A 21,512-nucleotide genomic window follows, 5' to 3' on the forward strand; every position below is an offset into this window, starting at 1 on the left:
CAGGCCGGCGCGCTCGTCAGCTGCCGGGCAGGGTGCGGTCCAGGAGGTCGAACAGGGCGGCCCAGTGGCGCTCGGTGGCCTGCTCGTCGTACGCCGGGGTGTCGGCCATTGTGTAGCCGTGGTGCGCCCCGGTGTACACCTCGGAGCGGTAACGCACCCCGGCGGCGTCGAGCGCCTTCTCCAGCGTGGCGATCTGCTCGGGGGTCATGGACTGGTCGGCGTCGGCGTGGCCGAAGTACAGCTCGCCGGTGATCGAGCCGACGCCCAGGTGTGGGCTGTCCGACGCCTCGGTGACGATCCGCCCGCCGTGGAAGCTCGCCACCGCGGCGATGCGGTTCGGGTGCGCCGCGATGGCCCGCAGCGCGTTCGTGCCGCCCATGCAGTAGCCGGTGATGGCGACCGGGCCCGGTCGGACGTCGTCGCGGGCGGCCAGGAAGTCGAGGAACGCCGCGGTGTCCCGGTTGATCACGTCGGGAGTCAACGCGCCGACCAGCGGCATGATCTTCGCGAAGAGGGCGGCGCGCTGGTCGGCCTCGCCGAGGCGGGACAGGTCGAACAGGGGTGCCCGACCGGCCCGGTAGAACAGGTGGGGCGTCAGCACCAGGTAGCCCCGGGCGGCGATCCGCTCGGCCATCTCGACCAGGCGGGGGCGCGGCCCGAAGGCGTCCATGAAGAGGAGCACCGCCGGGAACGGGCCCTCGCCGTCCGGTCGGGTCAGGCTCGCGTCCGCCACTCCGTCGCTGGTCGGGATGTCCACCGTTGTCGTCAGCACCGTGCCTCCTCGTACGCCGATCTTGGTCCGATCGGAACGTTACCCGCCGTATCGGCACCCCCGGTGCGCAGCCGCGTGAACGCGGCGTCAAGAAATGGCGGTGGCCCGTCGAAACCGCGTATCGACTGGCGCTCCGCCGTCGCTCGGTGGTGACGATGGGTCCATGAGTCCTTGGCGGATGACACGCTGGGAACGCGGTGGACCACCACCCGGCACCGACACGGCCAGCGACCCCGGCGAGCCCGCGACCAGAGCGGAAGAACCGCTACGGCGACACGAGGCGCTGGTCAGCGTCCGGCTCGGTCCGTCCGCGCCCGGCAGCCACCTGGTGGAGTACCTGCGGCACGAGCCGTGCGCAGTCGACGCGTGGTGGATCGCCGCCGACGTCGACGCCGTGGTCCGGCTCTCCGCCGACAGCATCACCGTGTTGCACCGCGCCGTGGCCGACCTGCGCCTGCGCGCCGGGGTGGAGGTGGCGGAGGCCAACTACATCCTCCGCGCGCTCGACCTGACCACGCCGGCCGACACGCGTACCGGGAAGGACGCCCCGGCGTGGGTGGGGTCCGCCGCATGAACCGCCGCACCGGTGCCCAGCGGATCGTGGTGGGAGTCGACCGCTCGTTCGCTGGGATGCAGGCGCTGCGCCGGGCGATGGAACTGGCCCGCCGCGACGGCGCGCAGCTGGACGCCGTCCGCGCCTGGGTCTTCGCGCCGACGTGGCGACCCGGCACCCTGACCTGGCGGTGGCAGGACGAGTGTGACCGGGCGGCCCTGATCTACCTGCGGGGCGTCTTCGACGCGGCGCTCGGTGGCGTGCCCCGGGACGTGCCGGTGCGGCTGGTGGCGACCCAGGGGTACGCCGGGCAGGTGCTTGTCGACCACGCGCACCGGGAATCCGATCTGCTGGTCGTCGGTAGCCCGGATCGCGGTCGGTTCGGCAGGTCCCGTGGCCACGTCACCCGGTACTGCGTGACCCGTGCGGCAGTACCTGTCGTCACGGTGCCCGCGCCGACCTGGGCGCGCGCCGCGACGATCCGCCGCTTCGCCCGCGACCTCGAACGATTCAGCCGATGACTGTCGCTTTCGCGACACGTGTGGAAAGGACCAACCCGACAATGGACGAGGGCCCGATAATCTTCGCCGTTCCGGTGCGCGACCTGCCGGGACGGCTGGTGCGGACAGTGCGGACCGGCCGTTCGCCGCAGGGGCAACGGGTGGGTATCGCCTTCACCCGACCGGAGCTGCTGGTCGCCGCGATGGGCGCGGACCAGCCCTGGGAAGAGCTGTGCGAGTCCGCACTGCGGGGCATGCTGCGCCCGCTCGGAATCGACGTGATCCAGGTCGACCCGCTGCTGGTGGCACCGCCGATCGACCGGGTCGACCCGGCGCAGCGTGTCGCTCAGGCGCGGACGAAGCGGACCGCGTCCGCGACCACGAAGCCGTCGGTTTCCTCGGTTCGGATCAGCACGCTCCCGTCGCTGCCCGCTGTGAACGGGTAGGTGCCCAGCGCCACCCACTGGCCGCCGGCCTGCCGCTGGTCCACCGTCCTGGTGATCAGCCCACCGGCGTACGCGATGTCCACCGGCACGTTCGTCGCCCGGTTGGAGTGCGCGGTCCAGCGCAGCTGCACCGTCCACGACCCGGCGGTGGGCAGCGTCGGGCGGAACCGCAGCCGGTTGACCCCCTGCCGGCGGGTGTCAACGGGTCACGGCCGGTAGCGGTAACCCATTCCCGGCTCGGTGATGAGGTGGCGAGGGCGGGCCGGGTCGTCTTCCAGCTTGCGCCGCAGCTGGGCCAGGTACTGCCGCAGGTAGTTGGTCTCGTTCTGGTATTCCGGCCCCCACACGTCCTGGAGGAGCTGACGTTGGCTGACCAGCTTGCCGGGGTGACGCAGCAGCTTCTCCAGCACGCTCCACTGGATGGGGGTCAGCTTGACCTCGGTGCCGTCGTCCCGCAGCACGCTGTGGTCGGCCAGGTCGACGGTGTGCTGGCCGATCCGCAGGGCCGGCACCGCTTCGCTGGGCGTGCCGAGGCGGCGGGTCACCGCGCGGATGCGGGCCAGCAGCTCCTCCACCCCGAACGGCTTGGTGACGTAGTCGTCCGCGCCCGCGTCCAGCGCCGCGACCTTGTCCTCGCTGCCGGCCCGACCGGAGAGCACGATGATCGGCACGGTGGTCCACCCGCGCAGGCCCCGGATCACCTCCACGCCGTCGATGTCGGGCAGGCCGAGGTCCAGCACCACCAAATCGGGCGGATGGCTGGCGGCGGCCTTCAACGCGGCGGCCCCGGTGCCGGCGACGTCCACGTCGTACCGGCGGGCGCGCAGGTTGATGCGCAGGGCACGCAGGATCTGCGGTTCGTCGTCGACGACCAGGATGCGTGTCATTCCTGCGGCCCCTCCGAGCTGGTCGGCGCGGCCGGCAACCGCAGCACCATGGTGAGCCCACCGCCGGGGGTGGTCTCCGGGGTGATGCTGCCACCCATCGCCTCGGCCAACCCCCGGGACAGGGCAAGACCGAGACCGACGCCGGTCTGGTTGTCCCGGTCCCCGAGTCGTTGGAACGGCAGGAAGACGTGCTCCCACTGGTCCTCCGGGATGCCCGGCCCCCGGTCGATCACCCGCAGCTCGACCTGACCGGCGTGGGCGCTCGCGGTGATCGTGGGCGGCTGACCGGGCGGGCTGTACCGCAGCGCGTTGGCGACGATGTTGACCAGCACCCGTTCCAGCAGGCCCGGGTCGGCGGTGGCGGCCGGCAGGTCGGCCGGGATGTCCGTGCCGACCGTCGCGGCCGCCGGGCCAAGTTCGTCAAGCGCCAGGGGTACGGCGTCCTCCAGGCCGATCGCGGTCGCCGAGATGCCCAGCACGCCCGCCTGGAGCCGGCTCATGTCCAGCAGGTTGCCGACCAGCCGGGCGAGCCGGTCCAGCGACTCCTCGGCGGTCTCCAGCAACTCCTCGCGGTCGGACTCGTCGAACTCGATGTCGTGGCTGCGCAGGCTGGTCACGGCCGCCTTCGCGGACGCCAGGGGGGTACGCAGGTCGTGGCTGACCGCCGCGAGCAGCGCGGTGCGCATCCGGTCGGCGGCAGCGAGGGGCCGGGCCGTGGCGGCCTCCTCGGCGAGCCGCTCCTGGCGCAGCGCGACGGCGGCCTGGGCGGCGAACGCCTCGACGATCCGCCGGTCGGCGGCCTCCAACCGTCGGCCGCTGAGCACGACGGTGATCCGGTCGTCGACCGGTACCGCCGTCTCGCCGCCGTCGGGCGTGCAGGCCGGCTGCTCGCCGACACTGGCCACCACGCACCAGGCGTGCTCCTCGCGGGCCCGCTCCGGTCGCCCGCTGGCCTCCTCGGCCAACTCCAGCACGCTCACCGCGCGTAGCCCGAAGGTCTCCCGGAGCTGATCCAGCAGGGCGGGCAGCGGACGTTCGCCGCGCAGCACCCCACCGGCGACGGCGGCGAGGGTCTGCGCGTCGGCGGCGGCACGCGCGGCCTCCCGGGTACGTCGGGCGGCCACGTCGACGATCCAGCTCACGGCCAGGGCCACCCCGACGAAGACGGCCAGGGCGAGCAGGTTGTCCGCCTCGGCGATGGTGAGCGTGCGGAAGGGCGGGGTGAAGAACCAGTTGAGCAGCAGCGAACCGCCGAGCGCGGCGACCAGGGCCGGCCACACCCCGCCGACCAGCGCGACCCCGACCACCCCGGCGAGGAACAGCAGGATGTCGTTGGTCAACGTCAGGTCGGGCAGGGTCTTGAGCAGCACTGTGAGCAGCGGCATGCCCAGCACCGCCAGGCCGAAGCCGAGCAGCCGGCGGCGTCGGGACAGCGCCGCCGGAACGGCCGCCGCCCGGCGGCCCTTGCCGGCCTGCTTGTGGGTGACCAGGTGCACGTCGATCGAGCCGGACAGCGCGGTGGTGGTCACCCCGACGCCCCTGGCGAAGATCTGCGCGAGGCGACCCCGCCGGCTGGCTCCCAGCACCAACTGGGTGGCGTTCACGCCCTGGGCGAAGTCCAGCAGCGCGGCCGGCACGTCGGTGCCGAGCACCTGGTGGTACGTGCCGCCCAGGCTCTCCACCAGCACTCGTTGCCGGGCCAACTGGGCCGGGTCCGCCCCGGCCAGGCCGTCGCTGCGGGCCACGTGCACGGCGAGCAGGTCGGCGCCCTTGCTGCGGGCCGCGACCCGGGCCGCCCGACGGATCAGCGTCTCACCCTCCGGGCCACCGGTCAGCGCGACCACCACCCGTTCCCGGGCCTCCCAGGTGGCCGCGATCCCCTGCTGGCTGCGGTAGCGGTCGAGCTGCTCGTCGACCTTGTCGGCCAGCCAGAGCAGCGCCAGCTCCCGCAGCGCGGTGAGGTTGCCGACCCGGAAGTAGTTGCCCAACGCGGCGTCGATCTTGTCGGGTCGGTAGATGTTGCCGTGCGCCATCCGCCGGCGCAGCGCCTCCGGGGTCATGTCGACCAGCTCGACCTGCTCGGCAGCGCGGACGATCTCGTCCGGCACGGTCTCCCGCTGGGTGGTGCCGGTGATCTGCGCGACGACGTCGTTGACCGACTCCAGGTGCTGCACGTTGACCGTGGACAGCACGTCGATCCCCGCGTCGAGCAACTCCTGGACGTCCTGCCAGCGCTTGTCGTGCCGGGAACCGGGCACGTTGCTGTGCGCCAACTCGTCGACGATCGCGATCTCGGGCCGGCGGGCCAGCACCGCGTCCAGGTCCATCTCGGTGAACTCGGCGCCCCGGTAGTCCATGGTGCGGCGGGGCACCTGTTCCAGGTCACCGAGCATCGCGGCGGTGTGCTGGCGGCCGTGGGTCTCCACGAAGCCGATCACCACGTCGGTGCCGCGGGCGGCCCGCCGCTGGGCCTCCTCCAACATGGCGTACGTCTTGCCGACGCCGGGGGCGGCCCCGAGATAGATGCGCAGTTCTCCGCGTGGCACGGGGTCCATCCTCCCTGGTCAGATCGGCGGGCGGGGCCGTGCCCGGTCGGCACGGCCCCGCCTTTCGAGGGTGCTCAGCGCGCGGCGAACTGCTTGTCGAGGGCGAGGTTGAGTTCCAGCACGTTGACGCCGGGCTCACCCATGAAGCCGAGCGCCCGCCCTGCGGTGTGTTCCTGCACCAGCTTGCGGACCGCCGCCGGGTCCGCGCCGCGCTCCCGCGCGACCCGGTTCACCTGCAGTTCGGCGTACGCCGGGCTGATCTGCGGGTCGAGACCGCTGGCGCTGGCGGTGACCGCGTCGGCGGGCACCGCCGGGTCGGCGGGCGCGTCGCCCCGGATCGGGGTGACCACCCCGCCGGCGGCCACGTAGTCCTCGCCAGGCTGGGCCGGCTCCACCGTCACGCCCTGGTACTCGCTGACGAACGGCGTGGCCGGGGCGGCCTGGTTGACGCTGACCACCCGGGTGACCGGGCCGGTCAGACCGTCGGCGCGGAACACCGCGAGCACGGCGCCCACCCCGTCGTCGGTGCAGTACGGGCGCCGGCCGTCGACGCCGTTGAACTCGCCGACCGACTTGCTGCGCCCGCACACCTGGGTGAGCAGGCTCTCGCTGGATTCCTCCGGGTCGGTGGCGATGGTGTCGACGACGCTCTCCGGGCCCAGGTTGCTGGCCGAGGTGGAGGTCGGGTCGTAGCCGTCGCCGGCGGCGGAGGGGCGGGACTGGAAGTATCGGGCGACCGGGTTGCCGTCCGCGTCGGTGAAGGACTGACCGATCAGCGCGCTGCCGACAGTCGTCCCGCCCGAGGAGATCAGCGAGCCGTCGGTCTTGTGGTTGAGGCCGGGCAGCTGACCAACCGCTACCAGGGCCAGCGGGTAGACCAGGCCGAGCAGCACGGTGAAGACGAGTACGGCGCGCAGCGCGGCGAGGTGTTGGGCGATCCAGGTGGGTAGGCGCATCACGAAATCCCCGGGATGAACTGGATGAGCAGGTCGATGATCTTGATCCCGATGAACGGCACGATGATGCCGCCCAGCCCGTAGACCAGCAGGTTGCGGCCGAGCAGCTTCGACGCGGCGGCCGGCCGGTACCGCACGCCCCGCAGGGCGAGCGGGATCAGCGCGATGATCACCAGGGCGTTGAAGATGACCGCGGACAGGATCGCCGACTCCGGGCTGGCCAGCCGCATGATGTTCAGTGCGTCCAGGCTCGGGTAGAGGCCGGCGAACATGGCCGGGATGATCGCGAAGTACTTCGCGATGTCGTTGGAGATGCTGAACGTCGTCAGCGCACCCCTGGTGATCAGCAACTGCTTGCCGATCTCCACGATCTCGATCAGCTTGGTCGGGTCGGAGTCGAGGTCGACCATGTTGCCGGCCTCCTTGGCGGCCGACGTGCCGGTGTTCATCGCCACCCCGACGTCGGCCTGTGCGAGCGCCGGCGCGTCGTTGGTGCCGTCGCCGGTCATCGCGACCAGCCGGCCACCCTCCTGCTCCCGCTTGATCAGCGCGAGCTTGTCCTCCGGTGTCGCCTCAGCCAGGAAGTCGTCCACCCCGGCCTCGTCGGCGATCGCCTTCGCGGTACGCGGGTTGTCGCCGGTGATCATCACGGTTCGGATGCCCATCCGGCGCATCTCGTCGAACCGCTCCCGCATGCCGGACTTGACCACATCCTTCAGGTGGATGACGCCCAACGCTCGGGCGGGCGCACCGTCGACGTGCTCGGCGACGACCAGCGGGGTGCCGCCGGTGCCGCTGATCGCGTCCACGATCTCGCCGACCTGCTCGGTCGGGTGGCCGCCGTTCTCCCGTACCCACTTCATGACCGCGGCGGCGGCGCCCTTGCGGACTCGGCGGGCCGTGCCCACCGCGCCGGCGTCCACGCTGGCGTCGGGGGTGAGGTCGACGCCGCTCATCCGGGTCTGCGCGGTGAACGGTACGAAGGTGGCGTGCGGCATCACGCCGGGCTCGCGCTCGCGCAGCCCGAACTCGTTCTTGGCCAGGACGACCACCGAGCGCCCCTCAGGGGTCTCGTCGGCCAGGCTGGACAGCTGCGCGGCGTCGGCCAGCGCCGCAGGGTCGACCCCCTCGACCGGTACGAACTCGGCGGCCTGCCGGTTGCCCAGTGTGATGGTGCCGGTCTTGTCCAGCAGCAGGGTGTTGACGTCGCCGGCCGCCTCGACGGCCCGGCCGCTCATGGCCAGGACGTTGCGCTGGACGAGGCGGTCCATGCCGGCGATGCCGATGGCGGAGAGCAGCGCGCCGATGGTGGTGGGGATCAGGCAGACCAGCAGCGAGATCAGCACCACGCCGGTGACACCGGAATCGGTGATCGCCCCGCTGTTCGGCGCGGCCGCCTGGTACGCCTTGGAAAAGATGGCCAGCGGCTGGAGGGTGACCACGGCCAGCAGGAAGATGACAGTGAGCGCGGCGAGCAGGATGTTCAGCGCGATCTCGTTCGGCGTCTTCTGCCGGTTGGCCCCCTCGACCAGGGCGATCATCCGGTCGATGAAGCTCTCCCCGGGCTTCTGGGTGATCTTCACGATGATCTGGTCGGAGAGCACCTTGGTGCCGCCGGTGACCGCGCTGCGGTCGCCGCCGGACTCCCGGATCACCGGGGCCGACTCGCCGGTGATGGCCGACTCGTCGACGCTGGCGATGCCCTCGACGATGTCGCCGTCGCCGGGGATGATGCCGCCCGCCTCGACGAGCACGACGTCGCCCTGACGCAGGTCCGGCGCCGGCACCGCCTCATCGCGGTAGGTGTTGGCCCGCGCGCCCGGCTTCCAGTCGATCAGTCGGGTGGCGATGGTGTCCTTCTTCGCCTGCCGCAGGGTCGCGGCCTGGGCCTTGCCCCGACCCTCGGCGACCGCCTCGGCCAGGTTGGCGAAGACCACTGTCAGCCAGAGCCAGATGGTGATCGCCCAGGCGAACACCGACGGGTCGGTCACCGCCAGGACGGTGGTGAAGGCCGCACCGACCTCCACGATCAACATCACCGGGTTGCGCCACATCGTGGCGGGGTTCAGCTTGCGTACCGCGTCCGGCAGGGACCGGATCAACTGCTTGGGGTCGAGCAGCCCTCCACCGATCCGGTTGCCCTGGGTGGCGGGCGTACCGGGGAGTTGCTCTGTTGGGGCGGACGTGACGGACATGTCCTCGTTCCTCATGATGGTCAGAGCCCCTCTGCCAGCGGACCGAGCGCGAGCGCGGGCAGGAAGGTCAGCGCGACGAGGACCACCGTGACGCCGACGACCATGCCGATGAACAGCGGTCGGTGGGTCGGCAGGGTGCCCTCGGACGCGGGGGTGGGTGCCTGGCGGGCCAGCGAGCCGGCCAACGCGAGCACGAAGATCAGCGGCAGGAACCTGCCCAGCAGCATGCACAACCCCAGCGCGGTGTCCCACCACGTCGTGTTGACGGTGATGCCGCCGAAGGCCGAGCCGTTGTTGTTGCTGGCCGAGGTGAACGCGTACAGCACCTCGGAGAGGCCGTGCGGGCCGACGTTGAGCGCCGTGGAGTTGTTGCCGGTGGCGAACGCCGTCGCCGTGCCGACGAGCACCAGGATCGGCGTGATCAGGAAGTAGAGCGAGGCGAACTTGATCTCGCGGGACCCGATCTTCTTGCCCAGGTACTCGGGAGTGCGGCCCACCATCAGCCCGGCCACGAAGACCGTGATCACCGCGAGGATGAGCAGGCCGTAGAGACCGGAGCCGGTGCCGCCCGGCGCGACCTCGCCGAGCATCATGTTGACCATCGTCATCATGCCGCCGAGCGAGGTGAACGAGTCGTGGAACGAGTTCACCGCACCGGTCGAGGTGAGCGTGGTGGCGGCGGCGAAGGTGGCCGAGTTCGACACGTCGAACCGCACCTCCTTGCCCTCCATCGCCGCGCCGACCGCCTGCGGCACCGTGCCGTGGCCGGCCAGCTCGAAGATGTTGGTGATGGCGACGCTGAGGAACGCGAGGATGCCCATCACCGCGGCGATGGCGTAGCCCTGCCGGTTCTGCCCGACCATCCGGCCGAAGACCCGGGGCATGCTGAACGGGATCAGGAAGATCAGGAAGATCTCCAGCCAGTTCGTCCAGGCGGTCGGGTTCTCGAACGGGTGCGCGCTGTTGACGTTGTAGAAGCCGCCACCGTTGGTGCCCAGCTCCTTGATCACTTCCTGGCTGGCGACCGGACCACCGGTGATGGTCTGGGTGCCGCCGGTCAGCGTGCTCACGTCGGTGCCGGCGGACAGGTTCTGCACCGCCCCGCCGATCATCAACGCGATGGCGCCGAGCACCGCGATCGGCAGCAGGATCCGCAGCGTGATCCGGGTCAGGTCGACCCAGAAGTTGCCGAGCTGCCCGGTACGGCTGCGGGCGAAGCCGCGTACCAACGCGACAGCCACCGCGATGCCGACTGCCGCCGAGACGAAGTTCTGCACGGCCAGGCCGGCCATCTGCACCAGGTAGCCCATCGTCGACTCACCCGAGTACGACTGCCAGTTCGTGTTGGTCACGAACGACACGGCCGTGTTCCACGCGCCGTGCGGCACCACCGGGTCGAACCCGAGCGACAGCCACAGGTGGTTCTGCACCCGCTGGAACAGGTACAGGAACAGGATCGAGACCGCGGAGAACGCCAGCACGCTGCGGGCGTACACGCCCCAGGTCTGCTCGGCGGCCGGGTTGACCCCGACCAGTCGGAAGATGCCCCGCTCGACCCGGGACTGCTTGGTGCCGGAGACCGCCCGGAACATGTAGTCGCCGAACGGCTTGTAGACGGCGACCAGGGCCGCCACCAGCGTCAACACGAAGATGACGCCCGCTGTTGTCATGGTCATCAGAAGCGCTCCGGAAACAGCAGGGCGAACACCAGGAACGCGCCCAGGACGACCGCGAGCACCAGACCGACGGCGTTGACAGCGTTCACAGCTTCTCCACCGCCCGGACCACCAGGGCGAGCACTGCGAACAGCACCACCGTCAGGACCACGAACACCACGTCAGACACGCTGACTCCTCAGCCGGAAAGGTTCGTCGCGACCGCCTTCCGGTCGCGCCGGGCAATCAAAGCCCCACCACCCGCCGGACGGCAGGGGTCATAACGCGACCATGACGGGGTCGCCCCTTTTCTTGACGTGGTTTTCACACCTGCCCACTGAACAGGTGAAATGCGGCACAACGCCCCGGCGGTCCGGGGGGTCAACGACCGGTTTTCCGTCCTTTGCTCTGCACCCGCGGAGGCGCCAGCTACGGACCGTGAGCGTCGCCTCCGCGGGTGCAGAGCAAAGGACGCACGAGACCGTGGGCGATCCGGACGGGGCGCGGCACGGCGGAGGAGGCGCGACGCCCCGGGTCAGGTCGGGTCAGGTCGGGCAGAGCGGGCGAGGCCGGGGTCAGGCCGGGCGGCGGGCCACCAGCACGTCTCGCATGATCGACTGGTCCACGCGGTGCCGCAGCGCGGGGTAGGGCTCGGCGTCGACCACGGTCAGGCCGGCGTCGGCCAACGCCGCCGCCGCGTCGTCCCGACTGGCGACGTGGGTGTTCCAGGAGATCCCGAGCGCACCCCCGGGGCGCAACAACCGTGCCCAGACCGGCGCGGCGTCCGCGAGCAACGCCAGCGGGTCGCGGGTCAACCCCTGCCCAGCGGTACGACTGCCGTGCTGCACGCCGTACGGCGCGTCGGCGACGACCAGGTCCACGGTCTCCGGGCGGAAGAACTCCGCCGAGCGGGCGGTGTCGGCATTGACCACGTCCAGCAACTGCGTCTGGCCGGCCTTGTGCTCCTCGCGGGTCGGCGCCAACTCGATCCGCACCCGCCGGCCGACCACCTTGCGCTCCCGCCGCACCGGCCCCGACTCCAGTACCCGGTGCTTGACCCGCTTCTGCTTCAGCCAGGTGGTGATGAACGCCCGGTACGCCTCGACGTCCTTCTGGTCGCGCTCGATCCCGGCGGCGTCGAAGCCGTACATCAGCGCCTGGTTGAGGGTGGTGCCCCGACCGCAGAGCGGGTCGAGCACCCGGAACCGGCGGCTGGTCATCTCGGCGGCCCAGTCCGAGGCGAGCAGGGTGACGTTGAGCAGCAGCTTGGTGAACTGCTCGTTGGTCTTGCCCGGGTACTTCTGGATGGTGAGCAGATCGTCGTCGTAGCGGTCCAGACGGCTCCACTCGATCGGGCGCAACAGCTCGCCGACGATCTCGAACAACGCGTACCCGGCGGAGAGGTTGCCCAGGACGGCCAGGTCACGCTCGGTCAGCCCGTCGCCGGTGAACGTGATGTAGGACGCCCCTCCGACAACCTCGGTGTCCAGCTCGCCGATCCGACCGTCCAGCGCCGAGCGGCCGAAGATCTCCAGCTCGGCTCGGGTGAGGTCGACGGCGGCGCGGGCGTACACCCGGTTGGTGGCGGGCAGGATCAGCAGGCCGTAACGCGTCATGATCCGGCGAGTATTCCACAACCGGTGACGGTCTCCGGGAACCGGAGCGGCTGCCGGAGCGACTACCGATACATGGGGTGTGAGCAGTGGCGGGAGGTCCTGTCCGCGCAGCTGGACGGGGAGGAGACCGCCGCCGAACTGACGGCGGTGCAGGGGCACCTGGACGGGTGTGCCGAGTGCCGGGCCTGGTTCACGGCGGCGGCGGCGGTGACCCGTCGGGTTCGTACCCGATTGGTGGTTGAGGTGCCCGACCGGACGGCGGCCATCCTTGCCGCCGCCAGCGCGGCCCCGGCCCGCCAGTCACGGTGGCGGCGTGGCCCGCTGGTCGCCGGCCTGCGGAAGGTGCCCGGACGGGGCCAGCTCGCCGCCGGGTTGCGCGCGGCGTTCGGACGGGGCCCGCTGGTCGCCGGCCTGCGGTCGGCGCTCGGGTTGCTCGGCGCGGTGCAACTGGTGCTCGGCCTGGCCCAGGTGGGCCGGGGCGCGACCGCCGACCACCTGCACCCCACCGGCCAGCACCTGTGGCACGAGTCGGCGGCGTGGAACGTGGCCGTGGGCGCGGGCTTCCTCTTCGTGGCGCTGCGCCGCAGCCCGCCCGCCGGGCTGCTGCCGATGCTCAGCGCGTTCGTCGGCACGTTGCTGCTGCTGTCGGTCAACGACCTGGCCACCGGTTCGGTAGGCGGGGAACGGCTGATCAGCCACGGCTTCCTGGTGGTCGGCTACCTGATCACCGTGCTGCTGTCCCGGCCCGGGCTGCGCCCCGGTGGCCCGGCACCACAGCGGCAGCCGACACCGTCGCGCTGGCGGTTCGGGTCCGACGAGGTGGAGCGGCCGCTGCGGGTGGTACGCCCCGAGTCCTATCCAGCGCAGGCGGCAGACCGGTACGCCGCCCCGGCGGCGCATGCCGGCCGGGCCACCCGCACCGGCGAGGCCGACGAACGCCGGGTCGCCTGATCGGCTGAGTCAGTCCACCTGCCGCTGCCGCGCGCGGTGGGCGCGCAGGTTGGTCGGGTGCCCACAGGTGCGTACGGAGTGCCAGACTCCGCTGTTGTTGCGTGAGCGGTCATAGAACGCCACTCGGCAGCGGGGGTTGCGGCAGGTCTTGATCCGCCGCCCGACGTCGGCGAGCTGCGCCTCGAACAGCGCGCCGAGGACGAGTGAGATCAGCAGATCCGCCCCAACCCCCGCCGGGTCGAGGTGGACGGACCCGTCTCGATCGAGCCGGAGCGTGGCCTCGGTGGTACGGGATCCGGCCGGAACCCGGTCCGACGCCTCGGCGGATTGCCCGAGGTCTTGCGTGCCACGCAACCCGCTGTCGATCCCGTTCAGCAACTCCTCGCGGAAGGTCCGCAGCTCCCCGAGCCCCGCCGGATCGAGCGGGACAGCGGGTGCCGGCCGCCCGGTGGCCGTCGACCACTGCGCCACGGCCAGCCGCGCCCACTCCGTGGCGCTGCCCAGATCGTCCAGGAGGTCCGGTTGCCGTGGCGCGCCGGCCGAGATCGTGTTGAGCAGATCCTGAACGAGCCCGAGGCCACCTGGGGCGGCGTCCAGGTCGTACCTCTCTGTGGCGGGCCACGACCCGGCCACCACATCTACTGGGTGGTCGGGGATCGAAGGCACCATCAGCTCACTTCCCGAGCAGGGCAAGCGCCCCGTACCACGCCGGTCCCGGATTGACCCGGTCTGGGTAGAGTCGCACGATCTCGTCGAAGAACTCACTGGCGGTCTGCTTCTCGGCCAACAGCCGCTCCACGTTCAGCAGGTACTGCCGGGTCTGGTCGATGCTGGCCGGGTCGTCGGGGAGGTCCCGGTTCTTGTGACTGGCGACGACTGCGCGGGGTGCGAGCGCCTCGACGCGGTCGAGGGCGTCGAGCCATTGCCGCAGGCCCCCGTTGGCGCTCTCCGAGATGTACTGGTGAACCCCGTTGTAGACGACGTCACCGGCGACCACCAGGCCGATCGACGGAACGTGCAGCACGGTGGACTGGTCGGTGTCGGTGTGCCCGGTTTCGACGGGCTGGATGAGATTGCCCTCCAGCAGGAACCCGTCGGCCGGCACGGGCACCGCGTCGACCGGCGACTCCGGGATCAGGCCGGGGAAATCCCGGTCGAACACCTCACTCCGGCCAACCGTGGCCTGCTGGTGCATGACCTCGATGGTGCCGGGCGTCGCGTAGGTGACGGCACCGGGGAAGCGCTTGACCAGCTCAGCCGCACCGAACCAGTGGTCGCCGTGCCCGTGGGTGGCGTAGATGTACGCCAGCCGCTTACCCGACTGGGCGATCCAGTCGCCCACCTTCGCGATCTGCTCGTGGGTGAAGGGTGGGTCCACGAGAAGGGCCTCCTCGGCCCCGAAGATCAACGTGGACGCGACCGGGCTCCCGTAAAGCCGCGACCCGTCGGGCATGCGCCGATCACCGGCTCGCATCGGGCCGTCTGAGACGAACACCTCGTAGGACAGGGCAGATGTGGTCATGTCTCCTCCTCCGGTGACGCGGTCGGCGGCACGTCGGGGTTGGGTACCCGTAGACCGCTGAAATAACCGTAGACCCTATGCCTATTTCACTGCCGCACTCGCGCCTGTGGACTGCGGCACACCGGATCGGGCCCGCCGGCACGTCACGTGATCTGGGCAGCGCGGCCCGACCCGAGAGCGGCGGCAGGTCCGGGCTGTCTTCTCCGCCTTGCCCGCCTTGCGGCCTACGCCGGTGGCTGGGCCGGGTGCGCCGGCCGGGCCGAACCATCGATGACCTGCGGGATGACCTGCTCGACAATGGTCAGCAGGGTGGTGGTGAGCAGCAGGTGCACCTGGGCACGGGTCAGCGCGCCGCGCTGAAGCCACTCGCGGGCGGTCGACGTCGCCAGCCCGCAGTACGCCCTGACCATCCCCCGCAGTTCCTCGCGGTCCTCGGCCTCGTCGGCCAGCCCGACGGCGACCAGCATCCGGTCCGCGGCGACCTCCTCGGCCTCGGTGAGCACCCGCTCCACGTCGGCGTCGCCGCCCATCCCCCGGGCGGTGACCGCCGCCAGCCACGAGGTGCTGTGCCGGGACACCACGTCGAGGAACCAGGTGACACTGGCCTCGACGCGGGTGCGGAGATCACCCTTGGGCAACCGTTCCACTGCCACCTCGGGGATGGTCACCATCACCCGGACGACCTCCAGGTAGAGGTCCTTCTTCGCACCGAAGTAGTGGTTGACCAGGCCACGAGCGACACCCGCCTCACGAGCGACGTCGGTGGTCGACACGTCCGCGTACGGGCGCTCACCGAACAGCCGGACCGCGCAGGCCAGGATCTGCCCACGCCGGGCGTCCGGCTCCAAACGGCGGCGGCGCGGGGCCGTCTCGACACTCATCTGCCCGACCCTATCGACAGCTCACCGGTCGGCCGCCGTTCCTCACCTTGATCACTTGATGCTGATCAGTCGTAGGAGCTGCCCCCTGGGCAACTCACGCGGCGTCAACTCGCCAAGATCGCGCTACATCCGGGATGTAGTGGCATCACCGAGCAGTTGAGGCCACTACATCCTGGTTCGAGCACGATCTTGGCGCGAGGCGCGAGGCGCGAGGCGCGGGGGCCTGCCTCTTCGCGGACGTCCCAGCGGGCTGCGCCCGTCCGCTGATCACGACTTATTGACATGCCGCCAACAGCGCGCGAGGGTGGTGCACATGCCGACCCCCCTGCCCGACGGCTCCCCCTCACCCTGGCGCGAGCCGGAGCACGACGACCTGGCCGAGCTGGCCCGCACCTTCTTCGCCAAGGAGGTGTTGCCGCACGCCGACCGCCTCCAGGAGCAGGGCCACCCGGACCGCGAGCACTACCGGCGCGCCGGTGAGCTGGGGCTGCTCGGCCTGTCCGTCCCGGAGGAGTACGGCGGTGGGGGCGGCGGGTTCACCCATGAGGCGGTGCTCCTGCACGAGCAGGCGTACGCCGGGGAGAGCAGCCTCGGCCTGGCCGTCCACAGTGGCATCGTCACGGGCTACCTGGTGGCGTACGGCAGCGAGGAGCAGAAGCGACGCTGGCTGCCCGGCCTGTGCAGCGGTGAGCTGGTCGGCGCGATCGCGATGACCGAGCCGGACGGTGGCTCCGATCTTCAGGCGATGCGTACCCGGGCGGTCCGCGACGGCGACGACTACCTGGTGACCGGCGCGAAGACGTTCATCACCAACGGCGGCCTGGCCGATCTGGTCATCGTGGCCGTGAAGACGGACCCCGAGCAGCGGGCGGCCGGCGTCTCGCTGCTGGTCTGCGAGGTGGGCGGTGACCCGGAGGGCTTCCGCCGGGGCCGACTGCTGTCCAAGATCGGGCTGCACGCCAACGACACCGCCGAGTTGTTCTTCGACGAGTTCCGGGTGCCGGCGGCGAACCTGCTCGGCGGCGCCGAAGGGTTGGGCTTCGTCCAGCTCATGCAGCAGCTTCCGCAGGAACGGCTGGTCATCGGCGTCGGCGCGGTCGCGGCCATGGAGCGGGCGGTCGCGCTGACCGTCGCGTACGCCAAGGAGCGCACCGCCTTCGGCAAGCCCTTGATGGGCCACCAGAACACCCGGATGGTGCTCGCCGAGTGCGCCACCCGCACCCGGGTCAGCCGCGTCTTCCTGGACGACTGCATCGTCCGACACACGCGTGGTGACCTGGACGTCTCCACCGCGGCGATGGCGAAGTCATGGCTCACCGACGGGCAGTGTGAGGTCGTCGACCGGTGCCTCCAGCTCTTCGGCGGCTACGGCTACACGACGGAGTACCCGATCGCCCGGATGTACGCCGACGCTCGCGTCCAGAAGATCTATGGCGGCACCAACGAGATCATGAAGGAGTTGATCGCCCGTGCTCTCTGAGGCGTACGTCTATGACGCGGTCCGCACCCCGCGCGGACGCGGCCGGGACACCGGCGCGCTGCACGGGGTCAAGCCGATCTCCCTGGTGGTGGGCCTGATCGACGCGTTGCGCGAGCGCAACCCCGGCCTGGACGTCGGCCGGCTGGAGGATCTGCTGCTCGGCATCGTGACCCCGGTCGGCGAGCAGGGCGGCGACCTGGCCCGGGCGGCCGCGCTGTTGGCCGGGCTGCCCGACCAGGTGGGCGGGGTGCAACTCAACCGGTTCTGCGCCTCCGGGTTGGAGGCGGTCAACTCCGCCGCCGCGCGGATCCGCTCCGGTTGGGAGCATCTGCTGCTCGCGGGCGGGGTCGAGTCGATGTCCCGGGTGCCGATGGGCTCCGACGGCGCGGCCTGGGCCACCGATCCGCAGACCGCGCTGGCCACGTCGTTCGTGCCGCAGGGCGTCAGCGCCGACCTGATCGCCACCCTGGAGGGCTTCACCCGCGACGACGTGGACGGCTACGCGCTGCGGTCGCAGGAGCGGGCCGCCAAGGCGTGGGCCGGCGGGTACTTCGCCCGCTCGGTGGTGCCGGTCCGCGACGGCAACGGGTTGGACATCCTCACCGTCGACGAGCACCCGCGCCCGGAGACCACCCGGGAGGCGCTGGCAAAGCTGACCCCGTCCTTCGCCACGATGGGCGAGGCGGCCGGCTTCGACGCGGTCGCGTTGCAGAAGTTCCACTGGCTGGAGGCCATCGAGCACGTCCACCACGCGGGCAACTCGTCCGGCATCGTGGACGGCGCGGCGCTGGTGCTGATCGGTTCGGAGCAGGTCGGTCGGGATCTCGGTCTCACCCCGCGCGCCCGGATCGTCGGCGCGGCGGTCACCGGCGCCGACCCGACGCTGATGTTGACCGGTCCGATCCCGGCCACCCACAAGGCGCTCGCCGTCGCCGGGCTGACCCTCGACGACATCGACCTGTTCGAGATCAACGAGGCGTTCGCCGCGGTGGTGCTCAAGTACGTCCGCGACCTGGGCCTCGACCCGGACCGGGTGAACGTCAACGGCGGCGCGATCGCGCTCGGCCATCCGCTCGGCGCGACCGGAGCGATGCTGCTCGGTACGGCGTTGGACGAGTTGGAGCGCCGCGACCTGCGCCGGGCCGTGGTGACCCTCTGCATCGGCGGCGGCATGGGCGTCGCCACCGTTCTCGAGCGCTGCTGACCCGGAGGACGACCATGACCAACACCATCCGGTACGACCGCGGCGCCGACGGCATCGTCACGCTCACCCTGGACGACCCCACCCAGTCCGCCAACACCATGAACCGGGCGTACGCCGCCTCGATGAGCGCCGTGCTGGACCGGCTGGAGGCCGAGAGCGATCTCGTCGGCGTCATCGTGACCAGCGCGAAGTCGACCTTCTTCGCCGGCGGCGACCTGCCCGAGATGATCCGGGCCACCCGTGCCGACGCGCCCGACCTGGCCGCCCTGCTCGGCACCATCAAACGGGACCTGCGCCGCCTGGAGACGCTGGGCCGACCGGTGGTCGCCGCGATCAACGGCTCGGCGCTCGGTGGTGGCCTGGAGATCGCGCTCGCCTGCCACCACCGGATCGCGCTGGACGCGCCCGGCAGCCGGCTCGGGCTGCCCGAGGTGACCCTGGGGCTGCTGCCCGGGGCGGGCGGCGTCACCCGGACCGTGCGGATGCTCGGCCTGGCCGGCGCGTTGACCACGGTGCTGCTCACCGGCCGGCGGATGCGCCCGACCGATGCCCTGGCCGCCGGCATCGTGAACGAGGTGGTCGCCACGCCGACCGAGCTGCTGGACCGCGCGCGGGCCTGGATCGCGGCGAACCCGCAGCCGAAGCAGCCGTGGGACCGACCGGACTACCGGATGCCCGGCGGCACCCCGGCCAGCCGCTCGCTCGCCGCGCAACTGCCCGCCTTCCCGGCGACGCTGCGCAAGCAGCTCAAGGGTGCCCGGCTACCCGCGCCCGAGGCGATCCTGGCCGCCGCCGTCGAGGGCGCACAGGTCGACCTGGAGACCGCCCTGACGGTGGAGACCCGGCACCTGATCGGCCTGCTCACCGGGCAGGTCGCCAAGAACATGATCGGTGCGTTCTTCTTCGACCTGAAGGCCGTCAACGGCGGTGCGGCCCGACCGGCCGATGTGGACGCACCACCGGTACGCCGGGTGGCGGTGCTCGGGGCCGGCATGATGGGCGCGGGCATCGCGTACGCCTGCGCCAGCGCCGGGCTGGACGTCGTGGTCAAGGACGTCACCCCGGAGGCCGCCGGCCGGGCCCGGGAGCACGCCGAGCGGTTGCTGGCCCGCGCGGTACGCAAGGGTCGCACGACCGAGGCGGACGCCCGCGCCGTACTGGACCGGATCACCACCACCGACCAGGCGGACGCGCTGGCCGGCTGCGACGCGGTCATCGAGGCGGTCTTCGAGGACCCGGCGCTGAAACAGCAGGTCTTCGCCGAGGTGCTGCCCGTGCTGGCGCCCGACGCGCTGCTCGCCTCCAACACCTCCACCCTGCCGATCACCGGGCTGGCCGCCGGCGTGGACCGGCCGGCGGACTTCATCGGCATGCACTTCTTCTCTCCGGTGGACCGGATGCCGTTGCTGGAGATCGTGGTGGGCGAGGGGACCGGGGACGTGGCGCTGGCCCGGGCGTTCGACCTGGGCCGGCGGATCGGCAAGACCCCGATCGTGGTCAACGACGGCCGGGGTTTCTTCACCAGCCGGGTGATCGGCAGGTTCATCGACGAGGCGGTCGGCATGGTCGCCGAGGGTGTCCCCGCCGCATCGGTGGAGCAGGCCGCCCTTCAGGCCGGCTACCCGACCGGGCCACTGGCGCTGGCCGACGAGGTCAGTCTCACGCTGATCCAGCGGATTCGCCGCCAGTTCGAGGCGGCCAGCGAGGAGTTCCGTCCGCTGCCGGCGCACCGCCTGGTGGACGAGCTGGTCGACGCGTACGACCGGCCGGGGCGCGCCGCCGGACGGGGTTTCTACTCGTACGACGACGGCAACCGGGGCCGGCTGTGGTCCGGCCTCGCCGACCTGACCACGGACGCGGGTCGGGCGGTGCCGTTCACCGACCTCCAGGAGCGGATGCTCTTCGCCGAGGCGCTGGACGCGCTGCGCTGCCTCGACGAGGGGGTGCTGCGCACCGAGACCGACGCCAACATCGGCTCGATCTTCGGCATCGGGTTCCCGGCGTGGACCGGCGGGGTGATCCGCTACGTCCGGCAGTACGCGGGCGGCCCGGCCGGCTTCGCGGCCCGTGCCACCGAGTTGGCCGACCGCTACGGCGACCGGTTCACGCCCCCCGCCGACCTGGTCGACCGGCTCGCCGCCTCGGCCGACCGCCCCGCCGAACCGGCGGGCGTCGCGTGACGGCGGCGCGCGGCGGGCCGCTGGCCGGGGTACGGGTCGTCGAACTGGCCAGCCTCGCGCCGGCCCCGTTCGGCTGCATGGTGCTCGCCGACCTCGGCGCGGACGTGGTGCGGGTGGACCGGCCGGGCGACCCGGGAGCGGGCCGGCTGGCCGCACCGACCAGCGGGCCGTTGCAACGCGGACGGCGGGTCACCGCACTGGACCTGAAGTCACCGGCCGGGGTGGCGGACCTGCTGCGCCTCGCCGAGCGCGCGGACGTGCTGGTCGAGGCGTACCGGCCGGGGGTGGCCGAGCGGCTCGGCATCGGGCCGGAGGTGTGCCAGGCCCGCAACCCCCGACTGGTGTACGCGCGGATGACCGGCTGGGGTCAGGACGGCCCGCTGGCAGCCCGAGCCGGGCACGACATCGACTACATCGCGGTGGCCGGGGCGTTGGAGCCGCTGGGACGGGCCGGCGAACGCCCGTACGCGCCGATGAACCTGCTCGGCGACTTCGGCGGCGGCGGGATGCTGCTCGCCGTCGGGGTGCTGGCCGCGCTGCTGGAGCGGGAGCGCTCCGGCTTCGGGCAGGTGGTCGACGCGGCGATGGTGGACGGCTCGGCGCTGCTCACCTCGTTCCTGCACGGGCTGCTCGGCACCGGCCTGTGGGCCGCCCCGCGCGGGCGCAACATGTTCGACGGCGGGGCGCCGTTCTACGACACGTACGCCACCGCCGACGGTGGATTCATGGCGGTCGGCGCGATGGAACCGGCCTTCTACGCCGTACTGCTCACCGGCCTCGGCCTCGCCGACGACCAGGACCTGCCCGCCCAGTACGACCCGAGCGGCTGGGACGAGCTGCGCCGCCGGTTCACCGAGCGGTTCGCCGAGCGCACCCGGGACGAGTGGACGGCGGTCTTCGCCGACCTGGACGCCTGCGTCGCGCCGGTGCTTGCCCCCGGCGAGGCCCACGCTCACCCGCACAACGCGGCCCGGGGCACGTTCGTCGAGGTCGACGGCGAGATCCAGCCGGCCCCCGCACCCCGCTTCGACCGCACCCCGACCGCGCGGCCAACCCCGGCACCCGACCCGGAGCAGGACGTCCTACCGGTCGAGGAAATCCTCACCGGCTGGCAGTGATCTCGACGATCGGCGGCCGAGCCGTTCTACCGGGAGCAGCTGGGACGGCA

Annotated in this window: 20 protein-coding genes; 9 read left to right on the top strand and 11 right to left on the bottom strand. The window is 71.7% G+C overall.

Annotated features, from left to right (window positions below):
* Nucleotides 1–16: 16 nt before the first annotated feature.
* Nucleotides 17–772 (bottom strand): dienelactone hydrolase family protein, encoded by a 756-nt coding sequence (locus tag ACFYP0_RS09435; RefSeq protein WP_386995267.1) that lies wholly within the window; start codon nucleotides 770–772, stop codon nucleotides 17–19.
* 163 nt (nucleotides 773–935) lie between these two features.
* On the opposite strand from ACFYP0_RS09435, the gene ACFYP0_RS09440 reads away from it, so the two are divergent.
* From ACFYP0_RS09440 to ACFYP0_RS09455, 4 genes are read left to right on the top strand one after another with little or no spacing between them, the layout of a single operon-like run.
* A complete protein-coding gene (locus tag ACFYP0_RS09440; RefSeq protein ID WP_355493731.1) occupies nucleotides 936–1,346 on the top strand; it encodes a hypothetical protein in 411 nt (136 codons plus the stop codon).
* Complete coding sequence (locus tag ACFYP0_RS09445; protein WP_355493730.1) at nucleotides 1,343–1,846, top strand: universal stress protein; 504 nt, start codon at nucleotides 1,343–1,345, stop codon at nucleotides 1,844–1,846. The genes ACFYP0_RS09440 and ACFYP0_RS09445 overlap by 4 nt, the downstream gene beginning before the upstream one ends.
* Complete coding sequence (locus ACFYP0_RS09450; protein ID WP_355493729.1) at nucleotides 1,843–2,271, top strand: SAV_915 family protein; 429 nt, start codon at nucleotides 1,843–1,845, stop codon at nucleotides 2,269–2,271. The genes ACFYP0_RS09445 and ACFYP0_RS09450 overlap by 4 nt, the downstream gene beginning before the upstream one ends.
* Entirely contained in the window at nucleotides 2,272–2,490 is a 219-nt protein-coding gene (locus ACFYP0_RS09455) for a hypothetical protein (protein ID WP_355493728.1), read from the top strand.
* Here ACFYP0_RS09455 and ACFYP0_RS09460 read toward each other — a convergent pair.
* The 7 genes from ACFYP0_RS09460 to ACFYP0_RS09490 all read right to left on the bottom strand — a co-directional run bounded on the left by ACFYP0_RS09460 (nucleotide 2,478) and on the right by ACFYP0_RS09490 (nucleotide 12,126).
* On the bottom strand, nucleotides 2,478–3,158 hold the full coding sequence (locus tag ACFYP0_RS09460; protein WP_355493727.1) for a response regulator: 681 nt from the start codon (nucleotides 3,156–3,158) through the stop codon (nucleotides 2,478–2,480). The two genes, ACFYP0_RS09455 and ACFYP0_RS09460, sit on opposite strands and share 13 nt — an antisense overlap.
* A complete protein-coding gene (locus tag ACFYP0_RS09465) occupies nucleotides 3,155–5,704 on the bottom strand; it encodes a sensor histidine kinase (RefSeq protein WP_386995271.1) in 2,550 nt (849 codons plus the stop codon). The genes ACFYP0_RS09460 and ACFYP0_RS09465 overlap by 4 nt, the downstream gene beginning before the upstream one ends.
* 74 nt (nucleotides 5,705–5,778) lie before the next feature.
* Complete coding sequence (locus ACFYP0_RS09470; RefSeq protein WP_386995273.1) at nucleotides 5,779–6,660, bottom strand: potassium-transporting ATPase subunit C; 882 nt, start codon at nucleotides 6,658–6,660, stop codon at nucleotides 5,779–5,781.
* Nucleotides 6,660–8,855, bottom strand: a complete 2,196-nt coding sequence (gene kdpB / locus ACFYP0_RS09475; protein WP_386995275.1) for a potassium-transporting ATPase subunit KdpB — start codon at nucleotides 8,853–8,855, stop codon at nucleotides 6,660–6,662. The genes ACFYP0_RS09470 and kdpB overlap by 1 nt, the downstream gene beginning before the upstream one ends.
* 20 nt (nucleotides 8,856–8,875) lie before the next feature.
* Nucleotides 8,876–10,531 carry a potassium-transporting ATPase subunit KdpA gene (gene kdpA, locus ACFYP0_RS09480; protein ID WP_386995277.1) on the bottom strand — a complete coding sequence of 552 codons (1,656 nt, stop codon included), beginning with the start codon at nucleotides 10,529–10,531 and terminating at the stop codon, nucleotides 8,876–8,878.
* On the bottom strand, nucleotides 10,531–10,620 hold the full coding sequence (gene kdpF / locus ACFYP0_RS09485; RefSeq protein WP_036410889.1) for a K(+)-transporting ATPase subunit F: 90 nt from the start codon (nucleotides 10,618–10,620) through the stop codon (nucleotides 10,531–10,533). Before kdpF ends, kdpA begins: the two co-directional genes overlap by 1 nt.
* A 465-nt stretch (nucleotides 10,621–11,085) precedes the next feature.
* Entirely contained in the window at nucleotides 11,086–12,126 is a 1,041-nt protein-coding gene (locus tag ACFYP0_RS09490; RefSeq protein ID WP_386995280.1) for a TRM11 family SAM-dependent methyltransferase, read from the bottom strand.
* A 72-nt stretch (nucleotides 12,127–12,198) separates the two neighbouring features.
* Between ACFYP0_RS09490 and ACFYP0_RS09495 the strand changes: the two genes are divergently transcribed.
* Nucleotides 12,199–13,077 (top strand): zf-HC2 domain-containing protein, encoded by an 879-nt coding sequence (locus ACFYP0_RS09495; RefSeq protein WP_386995506.1) that lies wholly within the window; start codon nucleotides 12,199–12,201, stop codon nucleotides 13,075–13,077.
* A 9-nt stretch (nucleotides 13,078–13,086) separates the two neighbouring features.
* Here the strand turns inward: ACFYP0_RS09495 and ACFYP0_RS09500 are convergent, their stop codons facing one another.
* The 3 genes from ACFYP0_RS09500 to ACFYP0_RS09510 form a co-directional block, all read right to left on the bottom strand.
* Nucleotides 13,087–13,746 (bottom strand): CGNR zinc finger domain-containing protein, encoded by a 660-nt coding sequence (locus tag ACFYP0_RS09500; RefSeq protein WP_386995283.1) that lies wholly within the window; start codon nucleotides 13,744–13,746, stop codon nucleotides 13,087–13,089.
* A gap of 4 nt (nucleotides 13,747–13,750) precedes the next feature.
* Nucleotides 13,751–14,599, bottom strand: coding sequence for an MBL fold metallo-hydrolase (locus tag ACFYP0_RS09505; RefSeq protein ID WP_386995285.1), 849 nt, complete (start codon nucleotides 14,597–14,599; stop codon nucleotides 13,751–13,753).
* Between the two features lie 224 nt (nucleotides 14,600–14,823).
* Nucleotides 14,824–15,480: a TetR/AcrR family transcriptional regulator gene (locus ACFYP0_RS09510; RefSeq protein WP_355493719.1), complete on the bottom strand. Its 657-nt coding sequence runs from the start codon at nucleotides 15,478–15,480 to the stop codon at nucleotides 14,824–14,826.
* A 313-nt stretch (nucleotides 15,481–15,793) separates the two neighbouring features.
* Between ACFYP0_RS09510 and ACFYP0_RS09515 the strand changes: the two genes are divergently transcribed.
* From ACFYP0_RS09515 to ACFYP0_RS09530, 4 genes are read left to right on the top strand one after another with little or no spacing between them, the layout of a single operon-like run.
* The gene (locus tag ACFYP0_RS09515) at nucleotides 15,794–16,960 is read left to right on the top strand and encodes an acyl-CoA dehydrogenase family protein (RefSeq protein WP_355493718.1); all 1,167 of its coding nucleotides are present in this window, start codon (nucleotides 15,794–15,796) and stop codon (nucleotides 16,958–16,960) included.
* Nucleotides 16,950–18,164, top strand: coding sequence for an acetyl-CoA C-acetyltransferase (locus tag ACFYP0_RS09520; protein ID WP_124859202.1), 1,215 nt, complete (start codon nucleotides 16,950–16,952; stop codon nucleotides 18,162–18,164). Before ACFYP0_RS09515 ends, ACFYP0_RS09520 begins: the two co-directional genes overlap by 11 nt.
* Before the next feature lie 14 nt (nucleotides 18,165–18,178).
* Nucleotides 18,179–20,344: a 3-hydroxyacyl-CoA dehydrogenase NAD-binding domain-containing protein gene (locus tag ACFYP0_RS09525; protein WP_355493717.1), complete on the top strand. Its 2,166-nt coding sequence runs from the start codon at nucleotides 18,179–18,181 to the stop codon at nucleotides 20,342–20,344.
* Nucleotides 20,341–21,462, top strand: coding sequence for a CaiB/BaiF CoA transferase family protein (locus ACFYP0_RS09530; protein ID WP_356977546.1), 1,122 nt, complete (start codon nucleotides 20,341–20,343; stop codon nucleotides 21,460–21,462). Before ACFYP0_RS09525 ends, ACFYP0_RS09530 begins: the two co-directional genes overlap by 4 nt.
* Nucleotides 21,463–21,512: the final 50 nt, after the last annotated feature.

It is taken from the genome of Micromonospora arida, assembly GCF_042873195.1.
Taxonomy (GTDB): Bacteria; Actinomycetota; Actinomycetes; order Mycobacteriales; family Micromonosporaceae; genus Micromonospora; species Micromonospora arida.